Genomic DNA, 18,672 nt, shown 5'->3' with positions numbered 1-18,672 from the left:
AGTTAGCGTTTTTAGTCAATTTTTACAGCAATCATCAATCCAATGGTTGAGAAGGAGAGTATAAAAAATGTTTAAGAGAAAAGGACACATTCCTCCTGCAGCCACGTATCGAGAGGTGTGGTCCAAGGGGGATGCTGCTGACAAACTGTCCTTCTTCGTGATGGGGGCTAGTGCCCTCAAGCACAAGCAATGGGCAAAGGGGATCAGTCTGCTGGCAACGGAAATCGTCTTCTTTGTATGGCTGTTCACCAGCGGTCTGCATGCCCTGGGCCAATTGCCAAGCTTAGGCGCGGTTAAGACCAAGAAGGTCGTCTTTGACTCCAGTCAAGGGGTTTATATCACCAAGCAGCCAGACAACTCAGTCTTGATCCTGCTTTTCGGGGTCCTGGCCGTCTTCCTGGTGATCGGCTTTATCTACCTCTATGTCATCAACTTGCGGTCAGTACGCTACAACTACGTGCTCAAGCGGGAAGGCAAGCGGCTGGCAAGCAACAAGGAAGAGCTGCACAGCCTGCTTGACCAGCGCCTGCACGCGACCTTGATGTTCATTCCTATTCTGGGGATCATCCTCTTTACGGTTTTGCCAACGGTCTTCATGACCCTGCTGGCCTTCACCAACTATGACCGCCAGCACCCAATCGGCTTCTCATGGATCGGCTTCAAGGCCTTTGGCAATGTCTTGAGCGGTGACTTGTCAGGTACTTTCTTCCCAGTTCTGGGCTGGACCCTGATCTGGGCCGTTGCCGCGACGGCAACCACCTTCCTGGGCGGCGTTCTCTTGGCGCTCTTGATTGAATCCAAGGGGATCAAGCACAAGAAGATTTGGCGGACGATCTTCGTTATCGCTTACGCCATCCCACAATTCGTTTCCTTGCTGCTGATCGCCCAATTCCTGGACGCGCAAGGCCCACTGAACACCCTGCTCCAACATTGGGGCTGGATCAGTTCGCCAATTCACTTCATCGACAACGAAGCTTCCCCATGGATGGCCCGCTTGACGGTCATCATCGTCAACATGTGGATCGGGATTCCAGTTTCCATGCTGGTTTCCATGGCCATTATTCAGAACCTGCCGCAAGACCAAATTGAAGCGGCGAAGATCGACGGGGCCAATGCCTTCCAGGTCTTCCACAACATTACTTTCCCGCAGATCCTGTTCGTGATGGGTCCATCCCTGATCCAGCAGTTTATCGGGAACATCAACAACTTCAACGTTATCTTCCTGCTGACTGGCGGTAAGCCAATGAACAACAACTACAACGGTGCTGGTTCAACCGACTTGCTGGTCAACTGGCTGTACAACTTGACCTTCGGTCAGCAGCAGCGCTACAACGCATCAGCGGTTCTGGGCATCTTGATCTTCATCTTGAGTGCAACAGTCTCCTTGATCGCTTACCGGCACACGACTGCCTTTAAGGAGGGTTAGAATTGAAATCTTACGCACATCAAAGAAAGCTATCGCTTTTCTTCAGATATCTCTTGCTGACGATTTTGGCAATTCTGTGGCTGATCCCAATCGTGTGGATCGTTTTGGCCAGTTTCTCCTATAACGATACTGGGTTTATCTCAACTTTCTTCCCTGAAAAATGGACTTTCGCGAACTACATTGGGATCTTTACCAACCCTGAATATCCATATTTGAACTGGATCATCAATACCTTGATCGTCGCGATTATTTCCGCAACTTTGTCAACCTTTATTCAAATCTCCGTAGCTTACGTGCTTTCACGGCTTCGCTTCAAATTCCGGAAGCCATTCCTGCAAATCGCCTTGGTCTTGGGGATGTTCCCGGGCTTCATGTCAATGATCGCCCTCTACTACATCCTGAAGGGCTTCAATATGCTGAACCTGGGCGGCTTGATCCTGGTTTACGTTGGTGGCGCGGGCTTAGGCTTCTACGTTGCCAAGGGCTTCTTCGACACCATTCCCCGGTCGCTTGACGAAGCCGCTGAATTGGACGGCGCGACTAAATGGCAGGTCTTCACCCAGATTGGTTTGCCACTTTCCAAGCCAATGATCGTTTACACGGCTTTGACCACTTTCATGGCTCCATGGGTCGACTTCATCTTCTCCGGGATTATCCTTTCTACCTCCGGGAATGCCAAGACCTACACCATTGCTTATGGTTTGTACAACATGCTTTCCTCAGCAAAAGGCAGCGCGACGACCTACTTTGCACAATTCGTGGCTGGGTGTGTCATCATTGCCATCCCAATCACGATCCTCTTTATCATCATGCAGAAGTTCTACGTCAGTGGGATTACCGCTGGTGCGGACAAGGGTTAAACTTTTATCATTCGCCTTCTCAGCACAAAGAAATCGCTTTGGATTCTTCCAAAGCGATTTTTGCTGTACTCATAAAGCATAAAAACGAAAATAAATAATAAGGAAAGAAAAGATTGGCCAGAAATCGGAAAAAGCAATATACTAAATCTAAGTATTACAGATAGTGTATATTTGTCAAAAAAGTTTGGTAAAAGAAAAATCGAGAAAGAAATAGTATAGAGGTAGAAAAATGAAAAAGGCGGAAATCATTCATTTCGTCAATTTACTGGCCGGGATTGGCTTGGCCATGAGGGTGCTGATTCAAATTATTTTTCTGGCCGGCGGCCCGCCGGACTTGGTAGCCATCCCCTTGATCAACATGAGCTGCAAGCTGATCCTGTGTCTGGCTTTAAGCACTTTGCCAGTCACTAAGATCAATGAGCGGGTTACCTGGGTCTGCGCTGGCCTTTTGGAAGTCACCGTCATCATTGGCTGGATTTGGGCTCCGCACGCTTGGGCAGTGTTTATTTGGTACCTGATCTACCCGCTTTTGGCCTTGTACGCGGATCACGTGAATGACAAGCTGGTTTGTAAGCACCGGTCAGCATCCGCGTAAAATAAAATGCAAGCCGAAAATGCAAATTTTGGAAAAATAAAACCGGAAGCATCGTGCTGATGCTTCCGGTTTTTGGCTTAATTTTGGATTGGCCGGTAAAAGTCGATGCTGCTTGCGCCAAGGCCCGTCCCCGTCGCTTCCAGGACTGACAGGCGGATGGCTTGGGCACTGACGCCGCGCAGGCCGATGACCTTGTTCTTGCAGTCGGCGTTGAACTCATAGTCGCCGCCGTATGGATTGAAGGTCAGGCCATCGGTAGAGACTTCAACCCGCATCTTCAGCGGCCGTCCCTCCTTGTCCAAGGCTCTTGGAACATAGATCAGCTTGCTCAGCTCCACCTGCTGCGGGAAGGCGAAGGTCAAGGTGACCGGTTCTTCGGCCGTCGGCGTTTGGGCGGTCTGCCAGTCGGTAGCCTCGCGCTTGTCCAAGAGGTACTTGACCGGGTGTCCCGGGCGGCTGGCAGCACTGGCGGCGGCCTTCACGCCAGTAATGATGTAGTCGCTTGGGTCCCGCTTGGTCTTGGCCTGGATGAAGTCGGACCACTCAGAAACCTTGTAGCCGGACTCATAGCGCAGGCGCAACTTGTAGTCCTTGTTGGCGGCCAGGTCAGTGAAGGTGAAGATGTTGCCAGGGATGCCAGTGTAGAGCAGGCCGTTTACTTCGATCTGCACCATTGGCGTTCTTTGGTTCCACTTGACCGTCAGCGAATGGGCGCTGGTCTTGCTGGAGTCCAGCTCAAAGCGGCCGGGCAGGCGCAGGGCCGCGTCAGTGATCTGGTGGACCAGCTGCTCGTTGGCAAAGTGGAAGTTGCTGATGCTGAGCTCGATCTTGGACTGCTTGATGTCGCGTTCAGCCAGCTTGATGATCAGGGCCTTGCGCGGACCAGCGCCAAGGTCGGTGAATTCCGGCATCCAAGAGAACTTGTTGTCGTAGTAGTAGCCTTCCTTGGCTCTGGCCAAAGTTTCAAGGGTGCCGTATTCTTCCAGCTTGCTGCTTTCACCGTCAACGCTGAGGCGGATTTCCTCCGGGTGGTGGTCGCAGAAGACCTTGAGCGTGGCCCCCTGCTTGATGGCCAGGTCTGGGTAATAGCCGGTAGTTGGCTCAATGATGATCTTCAGGCTGCTTTCCGCCAAGTGGGTGCGGATGGTCGTCGTGGCCCAGTTGTGGCGGTAGTCTTGCAGGTCATCGTCATTGTAGGAGACGTAAGTGGAGTCGCCTTGCGGGTAGAAGACGAAGTTGCGGTCGCCCAGGTTAAAAATGGATCCGCCGCGGACGAAGACCGGCAGCTGCCAGAGCGGGTACTTGCGCCGGTTGTAGACCCGGCCGCCCATCAGGCGTTCGCCCGTGAAGAGGTCGATCCAGATCGTCTGCTTGTCTGGCAGGTAGATGTGGTCGCGGACGGAGACCCCTTGGCTGTCAGCCTTGCCGCTGACGATTGGGGCAACCAGGATTTGCGGCCCCAGCATGAATTCATCGCCAAAGCTGGATCCATAGCAGATCTGCTCGTGCGGGAATTCCATGAAGAGGGGCCGGACCAGGCTTTCGCCGTCCTGAGCTTGTCTGGCCAGGTTATAGAGGTAAGGCAAGAGCCGCTTTCTCAGGCGCAGGTAAGCCTGCATGATTTTGCTTACCTTATTGTTATAGGCAAATGGGGTCTTGCTGAAGCGGCTTTGGTCATCCATGACGAAGAGCAGGGGGGTAAAGACCTTCCATTCCAGATCGCGGATGGCCATTTGGGCATTGTCGCCGCCAATCTTGCCATTAACGGCCGCGCCTAAGAAGGGCAGGCCAGACAGGCCAGCCCCCAAAAGGGTGGCTACTTGGGTCTTGATGGCCGTCCAGTCGCCGCCAATGTCGCCGTAAGCCAGCACGGCCCCGCTTTGGAAGGGGCGCAGGCTGTCTCTGACCAGGACCAGGGGCTTTTGCTTGGGGTTTTCCTTGACCAGGTTTTCCCGGGCTTCATTCAGGTCAGCTTCTGGATTGTCGATGGCCAAGCTTTCGCTATGGTTAGGCGGAGTCAGGTCGTCTTCAGTCCAAAAGCCAGGGTGAACGCCTTGTTCCTTGGCATAGCTGGCAAAAGTGGCATAGCTGTCATGGTCAGCCTTCTGCTTGGCTTCATAGTTGGGAATCAGCCAGTCCAGTGGGAAACCCCAGCGATGATAGCGGTCGATCATGGCTCTGGCGGAGAACTGGTACTTGTCTTCCCCGTTGAGGGAAGCGTGGTAGGTCAGCTCTTTTCCATCAGCATCGCCGCGGGAGTAGTAGCTGTTGTCCTCAAAGCGGATCGCGTCGTGCTTCTTGCCTTTAGCAGCTGTCCAGACTGGGTCGATGAAGTTGCCGAGGTGACCAAGTCCCAGGGCATATTTTGGCAGCATCAGTGGCTTGCCCGTCAAAGAATAGTACTTGTTCAGAATTTCTTGCGGAGAATTGCCAATGATGTAAAAAGCGTCAAAGACCGGCGACCGGTGGCGCAGGAGGGCAGCTTGCCCATGACTGGCGCTGAAGTCATAGATCCCCTTGGACTTGGTGTTGCGCAATTCCCCAAAGCCCGCGTTGGTCCAGAAGAAAGGCACGCCGGCTAAGACGCCGTCTTTTCCAGTGATCCCATCGGTCTTGACCAGCAGCTTGTCGCCCTTGTGGCAGAAGTGGCCATTTTGTACCCCGCCACCGTAATAATATTCATTTTGATTCTGCTTGAGCACTTCGATGGCATGCTTGCCGCTCAGTTCCAGCGGGGCCGCCTGGGCTAGCCGGGTCCGGTGGACCGTTTCGTCAAAAATGCTGAAGAGAGACGTCTTCTGCTGGAAAATCAACTTGCAGCTGCCAGCGTTAATGATGAACATGTCGCTGGTCGCGTGGGCCGTAGCCCGGGCAAAGCATTGCGGGTCGGGCTGAATCCCGTGGACAAGCATGTCGTCAGTCTCGGCAAATTCTTGACTTGGATCCAACCAGTAGCGGAAGATGCCGTTGGCGATCAGGTAAACGCGGGCAATTTCGCCGGTCGCGTAGTGAAGCTCATAATAATTTTCGCGCTTATTGACGCCAACCAGTCGCCCTAATTGATGTCTTGAATTTTGCAGGTCTGCAGTCATAATTCTTTTCCTTTATATCATGAAATATCTAATCTAATTATAGCCAAAAAGGCGGTAAATTGGAAAAAATAGCCAATGCCAGTTTGGGTGCCGAAAGCAAGCAGATTGGAACGGAAACTTAAATATGTTTCTTTTAATTAATATAAGCTAATGCTTTTACAATTTGACGGATGAGCAGAAGAGAGTTGCTGAAGACCTGGTCCGGTCGCAGGGCTTTTTCTTCAAAGAATCCAATAGCTGATCTTTAACTGCCTGAAACGGGCAGTTTTATTTTTGCTCATTTTTTAGCAAAGCATTGACTAAAAGGCTTACAGAGTTAAGAATAATAGAAGGAAAAGATTGTTTTACTAAGGAGAAAAAATGCGCTATTACATTCATGCTGATCAGTTTTACCTGCCAAATGGCCGGGAAAAAGGTGGCTATTTAGAGATTGTTGATGGTAAATTCGGGGCCTACCTGCCAGAAGGCAGCCAAGTGCCGGACGCGGTGGACTACACTGGCTTTAGCGTGGCACCGGGCTATGTCGACACCCACATCCACGGCTCTGTTAAAGAAGACGTGATGAAGAGCGACTGGGAGGGGATCAACCGCCTGTCTGAAGCCCTGTTGAGCGCCGGGGTAACCAGCTGGCTGCCAACGACGGTGACCGCGTCCAGTGAACAATTGACTGAGGTTTGCCGAATGCTGGCTGCTCACCAGGGAGAAGAAAGCGGAGCTAAGATTCAGGGGATCCATTTTGAAGGCCCATTTTTCACGGAAGAACACGCGGGGGCGGAAAATCCAAAATACATGATGGACCCAAGCCCGGCAGAACTGGACAAGTGGCTGGAAGCGTCAAAGGGGATGCTGAAGAAAATTTCTCTTGCCCCAGAACGTCCAGGAACGCCAGCCTTCGTAAGCTATGCTGTCAGCCGGGGAGTCAAGGTAGCCCTGGGCCACTCTAGTGCCAGCTACGACCAGACTAAGGCGGCTGCTCAAGCTGGGGCAACGATTTTTACCCACACCTTTAACGGGATGCCGGACTTCTCCCACAACCGGCCAAACATCGCCAACGCGGCCATGGCTCTGGAGAACATGGACAACGAACTGATTGCTGATGGTCACCACGTCACGCCTAGCGCCATCAAGGCCTTGCTGGCGGCTAAAGGCAAGGACCATATCGTTTTGATCACTGACTGCATGGAAGCTGGGATGATGCCGGATGGCGACTACATGCTGGGGGAACTGCCGGTATACGTCAAGGACGGGATGGCGCGCCTGAAGGAGGGCGACAACCTGGCCGGCAGCGTCTTGCAGCTGAAGGACGGGGTGAAGAACCTGGTTGACTGGGGGCTGGCTGGCAAAGAAGAGGCCGTTTTGATGGCCAGCTACAATCCGGCCCGCAGCCAAGGCCTGCTGGACAAGTGCGGGGCAATTCGTCCGGGCCTGCCAGCTGACTTTTTGATTTTGAAAGATGACATGTCCCTGGCGAAGACCTACTTGAATGGGGAAGTTCGCTGGGAAGAATAATATCGAAGCTCGCTGCTGGTCAGCGGGCTTTTTTGCTGCCATTCACCGGCATAGATGACCATTCATCGGCATTTGCGGTTTTGGGACTGCTTTTAGGGATAGAATTGCGATGTTGAAACAAAGGAGGATGCAGCGCAATGAGAGGAATAAGCGTTTCTGCCGATCAGATTACGGCGCAAGCAGGAGACAAGCTGCTGTTTCAAGATTTGTCTTTTCAAGCAAATGGTGGGCAAGCAGTTGCCCTAATTGGCCAGTCCGGCGCTGGCAAAACCACTCTGCTCAACCTGCTCGGCTTGTTAAGCCTGCCAAGCAAGGGGAGAATTCTGATTAATGGTGAGAATGCCAGCAGCTGGCCTGAAGGAAAAAGGGAGAAATTTTGGCGTGAAAAGGCGGCCTTTCTCTATCAAGATGCTGGAATCATCGATGAAGAAAGCTTGCTGTACAACGTTTCGTTGACTAAGGCGAAAAAGAGCCAGGAACAAGCCTTGCATTGCTTGGAAATGCTTGGCTTAACGCAAGCTCATGAAAAAGCCGCCGTGCTTTCTGGCGGAGAAAAGCGGCGGCTGGGCCTGGCCCGCCTTTTATACAAACAGGGTCAGGTGGTCTACGCGGATGAGCCGATCGCTTCTTTGGACGCGGCCAACCGCCAGCTGGTCACTGACTTGCTTTTAAAGCAGGCACAGGCAGGCGCGCTCGTCTTTATCGCCACCCACGATGAAAAACTGGCGCAAAAGTGTGACGCGCGAATTTGCCTGGGGGAATGACCATGCGTAATAAAATAAGTATTGCTGTTTCCAGTTTGCTCCTTGCCCTTGTCTTTCTGTATTCTCTTGGACTCGGCCGCGATGCAGTAGATCGGCTGCCTTTGATCTGCAGCCTGCTTTTATACATCACAAGCCTGCTTTTACCTTTGCAGCTTGGCTATCGTAAAGATGCCATTCGCCTGCTGGCCGGAATCAGCAGGTTGGAAATCTGCCTGGATAATTTTACCTGTCTCTTTGTTTGGAGCCTTGCTGGCAGCCTGCTTGGCATTTTGCTGTTTGGTCTGATTTTTCGTGAAAAATCTAGTTTAGACAATTCTGCTCTTTTACTGTTGATTGAACTGGTCTTGATTTTCTGTTCACTCCTGCTAATGAAGCTGCCGGGCAAATTTCGCGTCAGCCGCGGTTCTGGAAAAAATCAAGGAAAAATCGCCCTGCGCTGCCTGCAGGTCTCAGCCTTGCTGCTGTTAGCCTGGTCCCTGCCGCAAGCGGCCTTGCTGGCCAAGAGTGCCTATGAAAATTACCAGTCAAAGGAAAAATGGCAGCAAGTTCCAGCAGCCGTCAGTTTTGATGATGACGGCCGCTTGGACCGGAGAGAGCATTATCCGGCTGAACTCGCGCTCATCAAAGATGAAGAGCGGCAAGGCAACGTGGTTTTGTCTTTGATCATGGATGACCAGATGCAAACGTCAAAAGCTGAATTAGGGGGATATGACCACATTGTTTTCGTCAATGACCAGGCTTTAAAGCTGGCTGGTCTCAGCCGCCAGGACCTAAAGGAAGTTGCCCTGGCCGATTTGCCAGCAGAAAGCCGGAATTTCTTGCGTAGAATCTTGCCGCTTAATACCGCAAAGCGGCAAACCGTGCCGAAAGGGATGCACTTGTTGACCAGCCGGAAAAAGCTGGCCGCTTTAAATGAAACGCAAGATTTTCAACTTTGCCGCAAGCCCTTGCTCATCTACAGCAAACGGCCCAGCCAGATTTATGACATGCATGGCTTTTTATATCCAGCTTTGTCGACAGGCAATCTCTTCTTTATCCAGTCAGATAAGCTTATTCCTGCCTTAAAGCGGCGCGGCTTGACAAAAGTTTACTCGCCAGAGCCCTTCCGCTTGAAGCAGCTCGCCCAAAGCAAGCTGGAGCTGGCCAAGCTCTACTTAAAGAGCTGCTTGTGGCAGCTGCTGAACTGCATCTTGCTCTTGTTTTTGCTGGCCAGCATCTTGAGCTATCAAGCTGGCGCCTGGGTTCAGCTCAACCGGTCCAAGGTTTTCGCCTTGTTTACCAGCGGGCATAAGTGGAGCATCATTTTTCCGCAGGCGGCAGAGGCGGCTGCCTTAGCACTGCTTGTTTGTTTTCTGGTCACGGCCATCTTGCTTGTCCTTTACGCAGCAAGTCCTGCCGGCCTGCTGATCTGCCAGTTTTCTTTTATCCTGCTGTATACTTTGGTATATGGAAAGCTTTTAAGCAAAAAGAGCAAAACAGAAGTCAAACGGACGATTGGCCGGAAAGGATAGATGAGGATGAAAGAGGAACTGGGCCTGCGGATCGCGGTTTGTGACGATGAAGAAAAAGAACGCGCGAGTTTGCGGCAATTGCTGGTGATGGAGTTAAACGCCGCGCGCGTCGACTGCTACGCGAGCGGGGATGACCTGCTTGAAGCAGGAAAGAAGTACAACTTGATCTTCCTGGACATCGAAATGCCTGGCACAAGCGGCATGGAGACGGCCCGCCGCCTGCGCCGTGACAAGCGGAGTGATTTGCTGGTCTTTTTAACTGCTTATGACCGCTATATGCCTTCCGCCTTTGAGGTTCGGGCCTTCCGCTACCTGCTCAAGCCCTGGAAAAAGGAGGATATCAGCTCGGTTTTGCAGGCAGCCTACCAGGAAATCCTGGCCAGGCAAATGCTGGCAGTTCCTCTGCCAGATAAGGCAATGACCGCTCTGCCTTTAAATGAAATCCGTCTATTGGAAAGTCTGGGTGACCAGAGCTGTATTTATACGGCTGATAAAAAAGTAATCAGTCCTGAGCCCTTAAAGTACTGGGAAGATCAGCTTGACAGTACCCTGTTTGGCCGGGTGAGCCGGCAATACATCGTGGCTTACCAGCATATCAGCGATCTAAAGCATAACCAGCTCTACCTTGCTGGCCTAAAGCAGCCGATTCTGCTTCCTCGCCGCCAGGTCAAGGCTGTAGAAGCTGCCTGGCTTGACTACCTGCGCTTTTATGCCCAGCCGCTGTGATTTTGGAGGAAAAAATTTGTCTATTGATGTCGAGACGATTTTGAACACAGCTTTTATCTTGCTGCAGTTCAGCAAATTTTACCTGGCTTTCACTTATCTTTTTAAGGAGAAAATCAAGCCGGTCTGGCTGCTGGGGATTTATGTTTTTGGTCTGTTAATTTGCGGCTTAGCTGGTCCTTTGCTGGGCCTTTTAAATGAAGCTTTGATCTATGCCCTGCTTGCTTTGGGCCGGACTTTGCTGGGGCCACTGAAGGAAGAAGACCTCAGCCAGCTGGGCAGCTATGCAGTTTTAAGCCTGCTGGATCTGAGCTTGAAGCAGCTGGTCGGTCAAGAAGTGGTCGTGGCTGATCTTGTTTTTGAAGCTGCTGTAGCCTTGACTTTTGTTTACCTGCTTTTGGCGCCTAAGGTCAAAAATCTTTTTGGCAACTGGCCAGGAAAAGCCAAGTGGCTGCTGATTTTTCTGGAAATTCTGGTTTTGGGCGTGGCAAGTCTGGCAGCTGGTCACTTTCAAGCCTATCTCCGCCCGCAAAAGCAGTCGCCAGTGCTAGAAGCCTGCCTGGCCGGGGCTGCCGTCTGGCTGGACATGGCTCTTTTGCAAGACCAGTTCCAGGTTTGGAAATTAAAAGGCGCGATGAGTGAGCAAGAGCAGCTGCTCCAGGCTGAGGAAAACTACTATGAATCGCTTTTGGCCCGGGAGAAGGAAACCAAGAAGTTTCGCCATGATGCCCGCCAGCACCTGGTCAGCCTGCAGGGTCTGGCTCATGCTGGCCAGTACCAGGAACTGACCGCCTATATCGACGACCTGGTTGGCAGCAGCCAGATAACCCGGCAATTGATCGATACTGGCAACAGCGGAATCAATGCCGTGATTGGCGACCTGGCCGCCCGGTATCCGCAGGTTGAAATCAGCTGGACTGGGGTGATTCCTGGCAACTTGACCCTGCGGCAGCTGGACCTCTGCATCATTGCCGGCAACCTTTTGAAAAATGCCTGCCAGGCAGCTTCACTGGCGGCGGACCACCGGGTTAAGGCAGGGCTGAAGTTTTCCGGGAAAACCATGCTTTTGACCGTGCTTAATCAAACAGATAAGGAAATCAAAATTGGGCCGGAAGGAGACAGCATTGTGGCAAACGGCCAGCCAGGGATTGGCTTAGGCAAGGTCAAATCCTTTCTGGAGCCTTACCATGGCCGCCTGCGGCTGACTTTTAGCCCGCAAGCGCCCGCCAGCGGCGGGGGAGAATTCAGAGCAGAGGTCTTGGTGCCGAATGCCTTGGCAGCACCCCGGCAGTTTTAGAAAAAAGTGCAAAATAAAAGCCTAGCTTCCAAAATAAGGAAGCTAGGCCTTTTGTCAGCTGTAGTCTTTTTTTAGTATACGGCACCTTCGTAGAAATCGAAGCGCAGCTTGTTGAAGTTGAAGTCCTTCAGCTGGCTCATCTTGATCACGTTGTCGCTGACGCCCCAGCTCATGAGGTTGATCGGCTTGCCGTAGTCTTCGTCTGGGATGACCAAAAGGACGTACTTGCCTTGGCTCAAGGCATAGCCCAATTCCATGCCCAGACCGACGTCTTCTTCATCAGGAATATAGACGCCCAGCATGACGTCGTTGGTCTTGATCCCGTTCAAGTCGTTGTTGTAGGTGGCCGTAGCCCAAACCTTGTCATGCAGGTATTCCGGATGTTCGTCAACCCGGATGCCCTTGTACTGGTTGTCCAGGGGGACGTAGCTGTTTTCCAGGTCAACCGTTGGGTTGTCCTGGAGGGCTTCCATGGCTTCCTTGTAGGCCTTGTTTTGGCGGTCAGTGAACCAGCCGGCCCCGAAGTAGATGGTCTTCTTTGGCATATCTTGTATTCCTTTCATATCTGTTGCCAGATATTGTATTATTTTTTCTAGAATTACTTTACCATTTTGCTGGACTGCTGGCTAGCAAATGCGGCAAGAAAAATTAAAAATCGCTTGTTTCTTGCTTTGACCACTTACAGAAAGCTTATAATATAAATGATTACCATCTTTTTGACTAGAGAGGAACGGAAAATGACTGAACGCGTTCTGGATCCAGCAACTTGCTTTGTCGTCCAAGCCACCGACCGGACGGAAATGTTTACGAAAGTTTACCAGCAGCTCTTTGAGCAAGGACTGGTTGCCAATGGCTTCTTAGAAGAAGTTATTCAAAGGGAGGAAGACTATCCAACCGGCTTGGACAGCCGCAATTTGGGTGCCGGCCTGCCTAACTTGGCTTTTTCGCATACAGAAGGCTGTTTCGTCAAAAAGCAGCGCATCGTACCGATTAGACTGCTTGAGCCGATTGTTTTCAAAAGCATGGTCAATCCTGAGCAAGAGCTGCCAGTCGGTTTTTGCTTCATGCTTTTAGATGATAAGGCCGACGGCCAGGCAAAGCTCTTGTCGCAAACCATGACATACCTTAGTCAGGCTGGAGTCAGTGAATTAAAGGAGCTCTTTGCCCTGACTAAGCCACAGGAAATCTACGATTTCTTGGCTGGCCGGCTAAGCTTCTAAGCCGCCGTCGACTAAGTGGTAGCAACGATCCGGCAGCTGGCTCAAGAGCTGTGGGTCGTGAGTCGTGGTGTCCTAAAGCCAACGCAGCACAAAAATCCCCTGCAATCGTTTGTCGGATTGCAGGGGATTTCAAAGTCTTTAGCCTAATCTTCCAAATAGATCGCCCGCAAATCCAGCAGGTCGCTGCTGGAGAGGCCAATCTGCTGGTGCAGGTAGGAGTTGATTGAGCCGTAGCTTGCATTGATGGTCTTGAACAAGTGCTTGAAGTAGGCGGGCTTGACCGTCTGCAAGTCGCGGAAGGTGTTCAAGAGATCCGGTCCGGCTCCCTTGGCTTGCTCGCGGGCCAGCTTTTCCTTGACGAAGTCAGCAACGACTTCATTGGTAAAAAGGTAGTCCCGCTCGATGGTTTTCATTGGCACGCCCAGGGCACTCAAGATCAAGATCGCGCCAAATCCGGTCCGGTCCTTGCCAGCCGTACAGTGGAAGAGGACTGCTTCATGGTCCTTTTCATTTTGGAGCAGGAGCTCAAACAAGTGGCGGTATGCCTTGCTGGCATTTTGGCCGGTGGCCATGTTCTCGTAGGCGCTAAGCATGCGCTTGAAGCCCCAGGAGGCGTTCTCGCCGCCAGCCCTGGCCATGTCGGAGATGCTCATCGTGGAATCGGTCAAGTCTTCGTCAAAGACGGGATCCGCAAAGTAGTTCAGCCCGCTCCAGACCTTGTCTGGCTGGTGCTCGCGCTCATAGCTGGTCCGCAGGTCGACGTCGTACTTAAGTCCATAGCCGGCTAGGTAGCGCTCGTCGCTCTTGGTTAAGTCGGCCAGATGCCCGCTTCTAATCAGTTTATGGGTCTTGATCTTGCGGCCGGAGTTGGTCCGGTAGCCGCCTAGTTCGCGGAAATTGCGGCCATCCTTGACGTCGAGCAGGTGGCGGTAAAGTTGGTTTTGCATGGAATCGTCCTTTCTAAAACTTGCTTAAGACAGTATTGTATCAAGCTTTAAAGCGATTAACAATTTTTTGCTGCTTTTGCTTTTATATAAAAAATGGAGTTTATGCTAAAATAAGGGTACAAGGAAATACGTGTTAAATAACAGGAGATGAGCACTATGACTGAAGACACAATCAAAATTTTGGTACCCGTTGACGGCTCAGAATCAGCTGAGCGCGCGTTTGACAAGGCAGTCAAGATCGCGGCCAACAATGGCTACCATGTCGACGTTTTGAACGTTATCGACACCCGCCAGTTCATGGGCGAAATGCAAGACACCCTGATTTCCGGCGACACGATCTACCAAATGACCCAAGACTCTGAAGAATACTTGAAGAGCTTGAAGCAATGGGCCCACGACAACCTGGCCTTTGATGACTTGGACTATCACATCCGCTACGGCAGCCCAAAGAGAATTATTTCTTACGACTTCATCAAGGACCACCACAACAACTTGATCGTGATGGGCGCCACTGGCTTGAATGCCGTTGAACGGATGCTGATGGGTTCTGTCACTGAATACGTCAACCAGCACGCGATGGCCGATGTCTTGATCGTCAGAACCGATATCGACAACATGCCTGCCAAGTCCAATAAATAGTATAAGCTGGCTTAAGGAGCGTTTGGAAGAAGATCCAAGCGCTTCTTTTATTTTTGCCTGGAATTTTACCTGGATTTAATTTTGTTCGGATTTAGCCCAAAAATCACCTGGTCATCCGTAATTATTTCTGTATTATTGGCTGATACCATAGCAAATAAGTGCAAAGCATTTAAAATCTTAACAAATTGTGGAAAAAGTTCGAAAACATCTTGCTAAAACACGAATGTTTCTGGTAGAATACTCGATGAACGCAGAAGCAGACAAGGAGGGAGACGCATGACGCGCAATTCAGTTTTAAACATTATGCTTGCGCCAGTGGCTCTCTCCTTGGAGGGCCTTGCTGTTGTTCAATTTATGAGGATATGTACGTGCGACTAGTCTATGTGAATGGGTGTCTTTGTCACCTACTGACATAGGCTAGTTTTTAGTATCTGTCCTCATATGTTATGTCGCTGTTGTTACTTTGTACTTTTAACTTTTTTCAGGGGGAAACATGAAAAAGTTTAAGAAGGTTTTGCTTGGTGCCGTGACTGTAGCTGCTGCCGTTTTGGCAACCGCCTGCTCATCAAGCAAGTCATCATCATCATCAGCCAATGGCTACACTCCATCAAAGAGCCACCCATTGACGATCCAATTCGTACCTAGCCAAGCCGCTTCAACTTTGGAAGCCAAGGCTAAGCCATTGGAAAAGATCCTTTCCAAGAAGCTGGGCGTACCAGTTAAGATCTCAATGTCAACTGACTACAACACGGTTGTTGAAGCCATGAAATCAAAGAAGGTTGACGTTGGCTTCCTGCCACCTGATGGCTACGTCCTGGCCCACAAGCAAAAGGCCGCTGACGTTCTGCTGCAAGCTTTGCGTTACGGCATCAAGCAACCAGGCGGCAAGCTGACCAACAAGCTGGTTAGATCATACCGTTCAGAAATCCTGGTTAAGAAGGGCTCAAAGATCAAGAGCTGGAAGGACTTGAAGGGCAAGAAGATTGCCGTTCAATCATCAACTTCATCAGCCGGCTACATTTTCCCAATCGCTGAATTGAAGGAAAAGGGCCTGGACCTTACCAAGAAGGGCAACGCCAACCTGGTTACGGTTACCGGCCATGACCAAGCCGTACTTGACGTTTTGAGCGGTGACGTAGACGCAGCCTTTGTCTTCGAAGACGCACGTAACACTGTTAAGGCCGACAAGCCTGACATCATGAGCAAGGTTGTGCCAATCTACTTCACTAGGGCCATTCCTAACGACACCATCTCAGTTCGTTCTGACATGAGCAAGTCATTCCGGAAGAAGCTTACCAAGGCCTTTGAATCACTGCGCAAGGACAAGAAGAGTCTGAAGATCATCGAAAGCATCTACAGCCACGAAGGCTACACTCCTGCCAAGGACTCAGACTTCAACATTGTCCGCAAGTACGACAAGATCGCTGCTGACAAGTAATCCAGATTCAATCGAATATAATTGTGAAAATCGTGCCCCACAGTCTTTGTAGGACACGATTTTCAATGATTAGCCTTTAGCGGGCCAAACAAGAATTTCAGTTTATATAATCAGTTTTTTAAGGAGTTATTATTCATGGCAGAACAGCCGATGATCGAGTTAAAGAATGTGACCAAGGTTTACCCGAATGGAACTGTGGGCTTGAAGGACATCAACCTCAAGATCAACAAGGGTGAATTCGTTGTTATTGTTGGGCTTTCTGGGGCCGGCAAATCAACTCTGCTGCGGGCCATCAACCGCCTGCATGATATTTCTGAAGGCGACATCTTGATTGATGGCGAATCAATTACCAAGGCCAAGGGCAAGCAGCTGCGCTTGATGCGGCGCAAGATCGGGATGATCTTCCAAAGCTTCAACCTGGTTAAGCGCTCAAGCGTCCTGCGCAACGTTCTGGCTGGCCGCTTGGCTTACTACCCAACTTGGAAGACGACCTTCAACATGTTCACTGCTGAAGACAAGCAGCGCGCGTACGAAGCCCTGCAAAGCGTTGACATGGCTGATAAGGTCTACACCCGTGCCGACCAGCTGTCAGGCGGCCAGCAGCAGCGGGTAGCTATTGCCCGTGTGCTGACCCAAGACCCAGAAATCATTCTGGCCGATGAGCCAACCGCGTCTTTGGACCCAAAGACTTCCCACCAAGTAATGGAAGACTTGAAGATGCTGAATGAAAAGTACGGCATGACGGTTGTAGCCAACCTGCACTCAATTGACCTGGCCAAGGAATTCGGTCACCGGGTCATCGGCGTCCGTGCCGGGCAGATCGTTTACGACGGGAAGATGGAAGACACTCCAGAAAGCGTCTTTAACGATATCTACAACGGCGGCAATGGTAAGGGGGAAGAATAAAAGATGTCTGAAACTGATCGCGACATGTTAAAGCTTCCTAAGAAGAAGTTCAGCATGTGGAACTGGGCTTGGGCAATCTTTATGGTTGTCGGCCTGATCCTCTCTGTTCAGGAAACCAATACCAGCTTGAGCCAATTTTTCGCCAACTTTGGTCAATTCGGCGAAATCTTCGTTGCGATGGCCCAGCCTGACTGGTCATACGCTGGTACGGCCATCCCGTACTTGGTTGAAACCATTAAGATGGCCATCATCAGTACGGTTATCGGTTCTGCCCTGGCTTTCGTCTACTCGCTTTTGATCGCGAGAAACATCATTCACAACAAGGTTGTGACTGGCGTTTTGCGCTTCATCATGAACATCATCAGAACGATTCCCGACCTGCTGCTGGGTTCAATCTTCGTTGCCATCGTGGGCATCGGGCCAGTTGCTGGTATCTGCGCTTTGACGGTCTTCACCTTCGGCGTTGTCGTCAAGCTGTTCTACGAAGCCATCGAAACCATCGATCCAGGTCCAAGTGAAGCAATTAAGGCAGTTGGCGGCAACAACATGAACAACGTCATGTTTGCCGTTATGCCGCAAATCCTGCCTTACTTTGTCAGCTACGCCCTCTACGCCTTTGAAATCAATGTCCGGGCCTCAACCGTCCTGGGCTACATTGGTGCCGGCGGGATTGGTCTGCAACTGAAGAACACTTTGGACATGTTCCAATACAACCAAACTGGGATGATCATTTTGGTTGTCTTCATCGTCGTTTTGATCATCGACTTCGTTTCAACTAAGGCACGGGAGGCGTTGATGCGCTAATGAATACTACTACAATGAAAAAACTGCCGCCAAAGCCAGTCACGACCAAGCAGCGCGTGGTGAAGTGGGGAACTTGGATCCTGTCGATTGCCATTGTGATCTGGTCCTGTACTGGGATTGACTTCGGGGGGATCAAGGACACCGCTGCTGAAATCAGCGGGGCCATCTTCTACGGCTTGTTCCACCCAGACTGGTCATACGTTTACAATGGCTCAGGCGAAGACCTGGTTTCACAATTGTGGGAAACCCTGTGCATTGCCTTTTTAGGGACCTTCATTTCTGCCGTCATCTCTATTCCTTTTGCTTTCTGGGCTGCCAACACCCGGCACAAGAAGTTCTGGGTTTCAGAAACTGGCAAGATCGTTTTGACCTTCATCCGTTCTTTCCCAGAAATCGTGCTGGCCTTAATGTTCATTAAGGCTGTAGGGCCAGGTGCCCCAGCCGGTGTATTGGCCTTGGGCTTCCACTCAGTTGGGATGCTGGCCATGCTTTTCTCAGAAGCAATTGAAAGCTTGGATGATGGTCCAAGCGAAGCCATTACGTCTGTTGGTGGCTCTAAGTTCAACGTGGCCGTCTTCGCGACGATGCCAGACTTGATGCCAGCCATCATCTCCAACACCCTTTACCGCTTTGACGTGTCACTGCGTTCAGCTTCCGTTTTGGGTTTGGTTGGGGCCGGTGGTATCGGCTACCCATTGATCATTGCCTTGAACTACCGGCAATGGAGCCGGGTCGGGATTATCCTGCTCGGGATCATCGTTATGGTTGTTTTGATCGACTGGATCTCTGGTGCAATCCGGAAGAAGCTGGTCTAAGCTGATTTGAATAATAACTCTTTTAAAAGCCACGGCAGCTGCCGTGGCTTTTTTTATTAAAGAATGGATATGCGATAGTTTCAGGTAATTAAGCGGTGAACCAGCTGCCTTCTTTAGGCAAAAGAA

The 18,672-nt window shown here is 51.0% G+C and carries 17 protein-coding genes; 14 read left to right on the top strand and 3 right to left on the bottom strand.

What is annotated here, in order from left to right; translation table 11 throughout:
- The first annotated feature begins 67 nt into the window (after positions 1-67).
- From OCH80_RS01230 to OCH80_RS01220, 3 genes are all read left to right on the top strand, one after another.
- Positions 68-1,426, top strand: a complete 1,359-nt coding sequence (locus OCH80_RS01230; protein WP_404537252.1) for a carbohydrate ABC transporter permease — start codon at positions 68-70, stop codon at positions 1,424-1,426.
- Between the two features lie 2 nt (positions 1,427-1,428).
- Positions 1,429-2,286 (top strand): sugar ABC transporter permease, encoded by an 858-nt coding sequence (locus OCH80_RS01225; protein ID WP_154548302.1) that lies wholly within the window; start codon positions 1,429-1,431, stop codon positions 2,284-2,286.
- A 229-nt stretch (positions 2,287-2,515) separates the two neighbouring features.
- Positions 2,516-2,881 (top strand): hypothetical protein, encoded by a 366-nt coding sequence (locus OCH80_RS01220; RefSeq protein WP_404537250.1) that lies wholly within the window; start codon positions 2,516-2,518, stop codon positions 2,879-2,881.
- Between the two features lie 77 nt (positions 2,882-2,958).
- Here the strand turns inward: OCH80_RS01220 and OCH80_RS01215 are convergent, their stop codons facing one another.
- The gene (locus tag OCH80_RS01215; RefSeq protein WP_404537248.1) at positions 2,959-5,973 is read right to left on the bottom strand and encodes a TIM-barrel domain-containing protein; all 3,015 of its coding nucleotides are present in this window, start codon (positions 5,971-5,973) and stop codon (positions 2,959-2,961) included.
- A 360-nt stretch (positions 5,974-6,333) separates the two neighbouring features.
- Here OCH80_RS01215 and nagA point away from each other — a divergent pair, with 360 nt between their 5' ends.
- From nagA to OCH80_RS01190, 5 genes are all read left to right on the top strand, one after another.
- On the top strand, positions 6,334-7,482 hold the full coding sequence (nagA, locus tag OCH80_RS01210) for an N-acetylglucosamine-6-phosphate deacetylase (protein WP_404537246.1): 1,149 nt from the start codon (positions 6,334-6,336) through the stop codon (positions 7,480-7,482).
- A 137-nt stretch (positions 7,483-7,619) separates the two neighbouring features.
- Positions 7,620-8,246, top strand: coding sequence for an ATP-binding cassette domain-containing protein (locus tag OCH80_RS01205; protein ID WP_404537244.1), 627 nt, complete (start codon positions 7,620-7,622; stop codon positions 8,244-8,246).
- 344 nt (positions 8,247-8,590) lie between these two features.
- Positions 8,591-9,757: a hypothetical protein gene (locus OCH80_RS01200; protein WP_404537242.1), complete on the top strand. Its 1,167-nt coding sequence runs from the start codon at positions 8,591-8,593 to the stop codon at positions 9,755-9,757.
- Between the two features lie 6 nt (positions 9,758-9,763).
- Positions 9,764-10,483 (top strand): LytR/AlgR family response regulator transcription factor, encoded by a 720-nt coding sequence (locus OCH80_RS01195; protein WP_404537240.1) that lies wholly within the window; start codon positions 9,764-9,766, stop codon positions 10,481-10,483.
- A 16-nt stretch (positions 10,484-10,499) separates the two neighbouring features.
- The gene (locus OCH80_RS01190) at positions 10,500-11,777 is read left to right on the top strand and encodes a GHKL domain-containing protein (protein ID WP_404537238.1); all 1,278 of its coding nucleotides are present in this window, start codon (positions 10,500-10,502) and stop codon (positions 11,775-11,777) included.
- A gap of 71 nt (positions 11,778-11,848) precedes the next feature.
- Here the strand turns inward: OCH80_RS01190 and OCH80_RS01185 are convergent, their stop codons facing one another.
- Positions 11,849-12,322 (bottom strand): nucleoside 2-deoxyribosyltransferase, encoded by a 474-nt coding sequence (locus OCH80_RS01185; protein WP_404537236.1) that lies wholly within the window; start codon positions 12,320-12,322, stop codon positions 11,849-11,851.
- Between the two features lie 192 nt (positions 12,323-12,514).
- On the opposite strand from OCH80_RS01185, the gene OCH80_RS01180 reads away from it, so the two are divergent.
- Complete coding sequence (locus OCH80_RS01180; protein ID WP_154548328.1) at positions 12,515-12,997, top strand: PTS sugar transporter subunit IIA; 483 nt, start codon at positions 12,515-12,517, stop codon at positions 12,995-12,997.
- A gap of 143 nt (positions 12,998-13,140) precedes the next feature.
- Here OCH80_RS01180 and OCH80_RS01175 read toward each other — a convergent pair whose 3' ends face one another.
- Entirely contained in the window at positions 13,141-13,944 is an 804-nt protein-coding gene (locus OCH80_RS01175; RefSeq protein ID WP_302187813.1) for a tyrosine-protein phosphatase, read from the bottom strand.
- Between the two features lie 156 nt (positions 13,945-14,100).
- On the opposite strand from OCH80_RS01175, the gene OCH80_RS01170 reads away from it, so the two are divergent.
- The 5 genes from OCH80_RS01170 (at position 14,101) to phnE (OCH80_RS01150) (ending at position 18,546) form a co-directional block, all read left to right on the top strand.
- A complete protein-coding gene (locus tag OCH80_RS01170; RefSeq protein WP_154548334.1) occupies positions 14,101-14,583 on the top strand; it encodes a universal stress protein in 483 nt (160 codons plus the stop codon).
- Positions 14,584-15,076: 493 nt separating this feature from the next.
- Positions 15,077-16,021, top strand: a complete 945-nt coding sequence (locus tag OCH80_RS01165; protein ID WP_404537233.1) for a phosphate/phosphite/phosphonate ABC transporter substrate-binding protein — start codon at positions 15,077-15,079, stop codon at positions 16,019-16,021.
- 135 nt (positions 16,022-16,156) lie between these two features.
- On the top strand, positions 16,157-16,927 hold the full coding sequence (gene phnC, locus OCH80_RS01160) for a phosphonate ABC transporter ATP-binding protein (protein ID WP_154548338.1): 771 nt from the start codon (positions 16,157-16,159) through the stop codon (positions 16,925-16,927).
- 3 nt (positions 16,928-16,930) lie between these two features.
- Positions 16,931-17,731, top strand: coding sequence for a phosphonate ABC transporter, permease protein PhnE (gene phnE / locus OCH80_RS01155; protein WP_404537231.1), 801 nt, complete (start codon positions 16,931-16,933; stop codon positions 17,729-17,731).
- Complete coding sequence (gene phnE, locus OCH80_RS01150; protein WP_154548342.1) at positions 17,731-18,546, top strand: phosphonate ABC transporter, permease protein PhnE; 816 nt, start codon at positions 17,731-17,733, stop codon at positions 18,544-18,546. The genes phnE (OCH80_RS01155) and phnE (OCH80_RS01150) overlap by 1 nt, the downstream gene beginning before the upstream one ends.
- Positions 18,547-18,672 lie beyond the last annotated feature (126 nt).

It is taken from the genome of Lactobacillus sp. 23-2 (assembly GCF_044902225.1).
GTDB classification, from domain to species: domain Bacteria; phylum Bacillota; class Bacilli; order Lactobacillales; family Lactobacillaceae; genus Lactobacillus; species Lactobacillus absianus.
The sequence above is the reverse complement of the archived record's forward strand: the minus strand, read 5'-3'. Positions and strand labels throughout refer to the sequence as shown.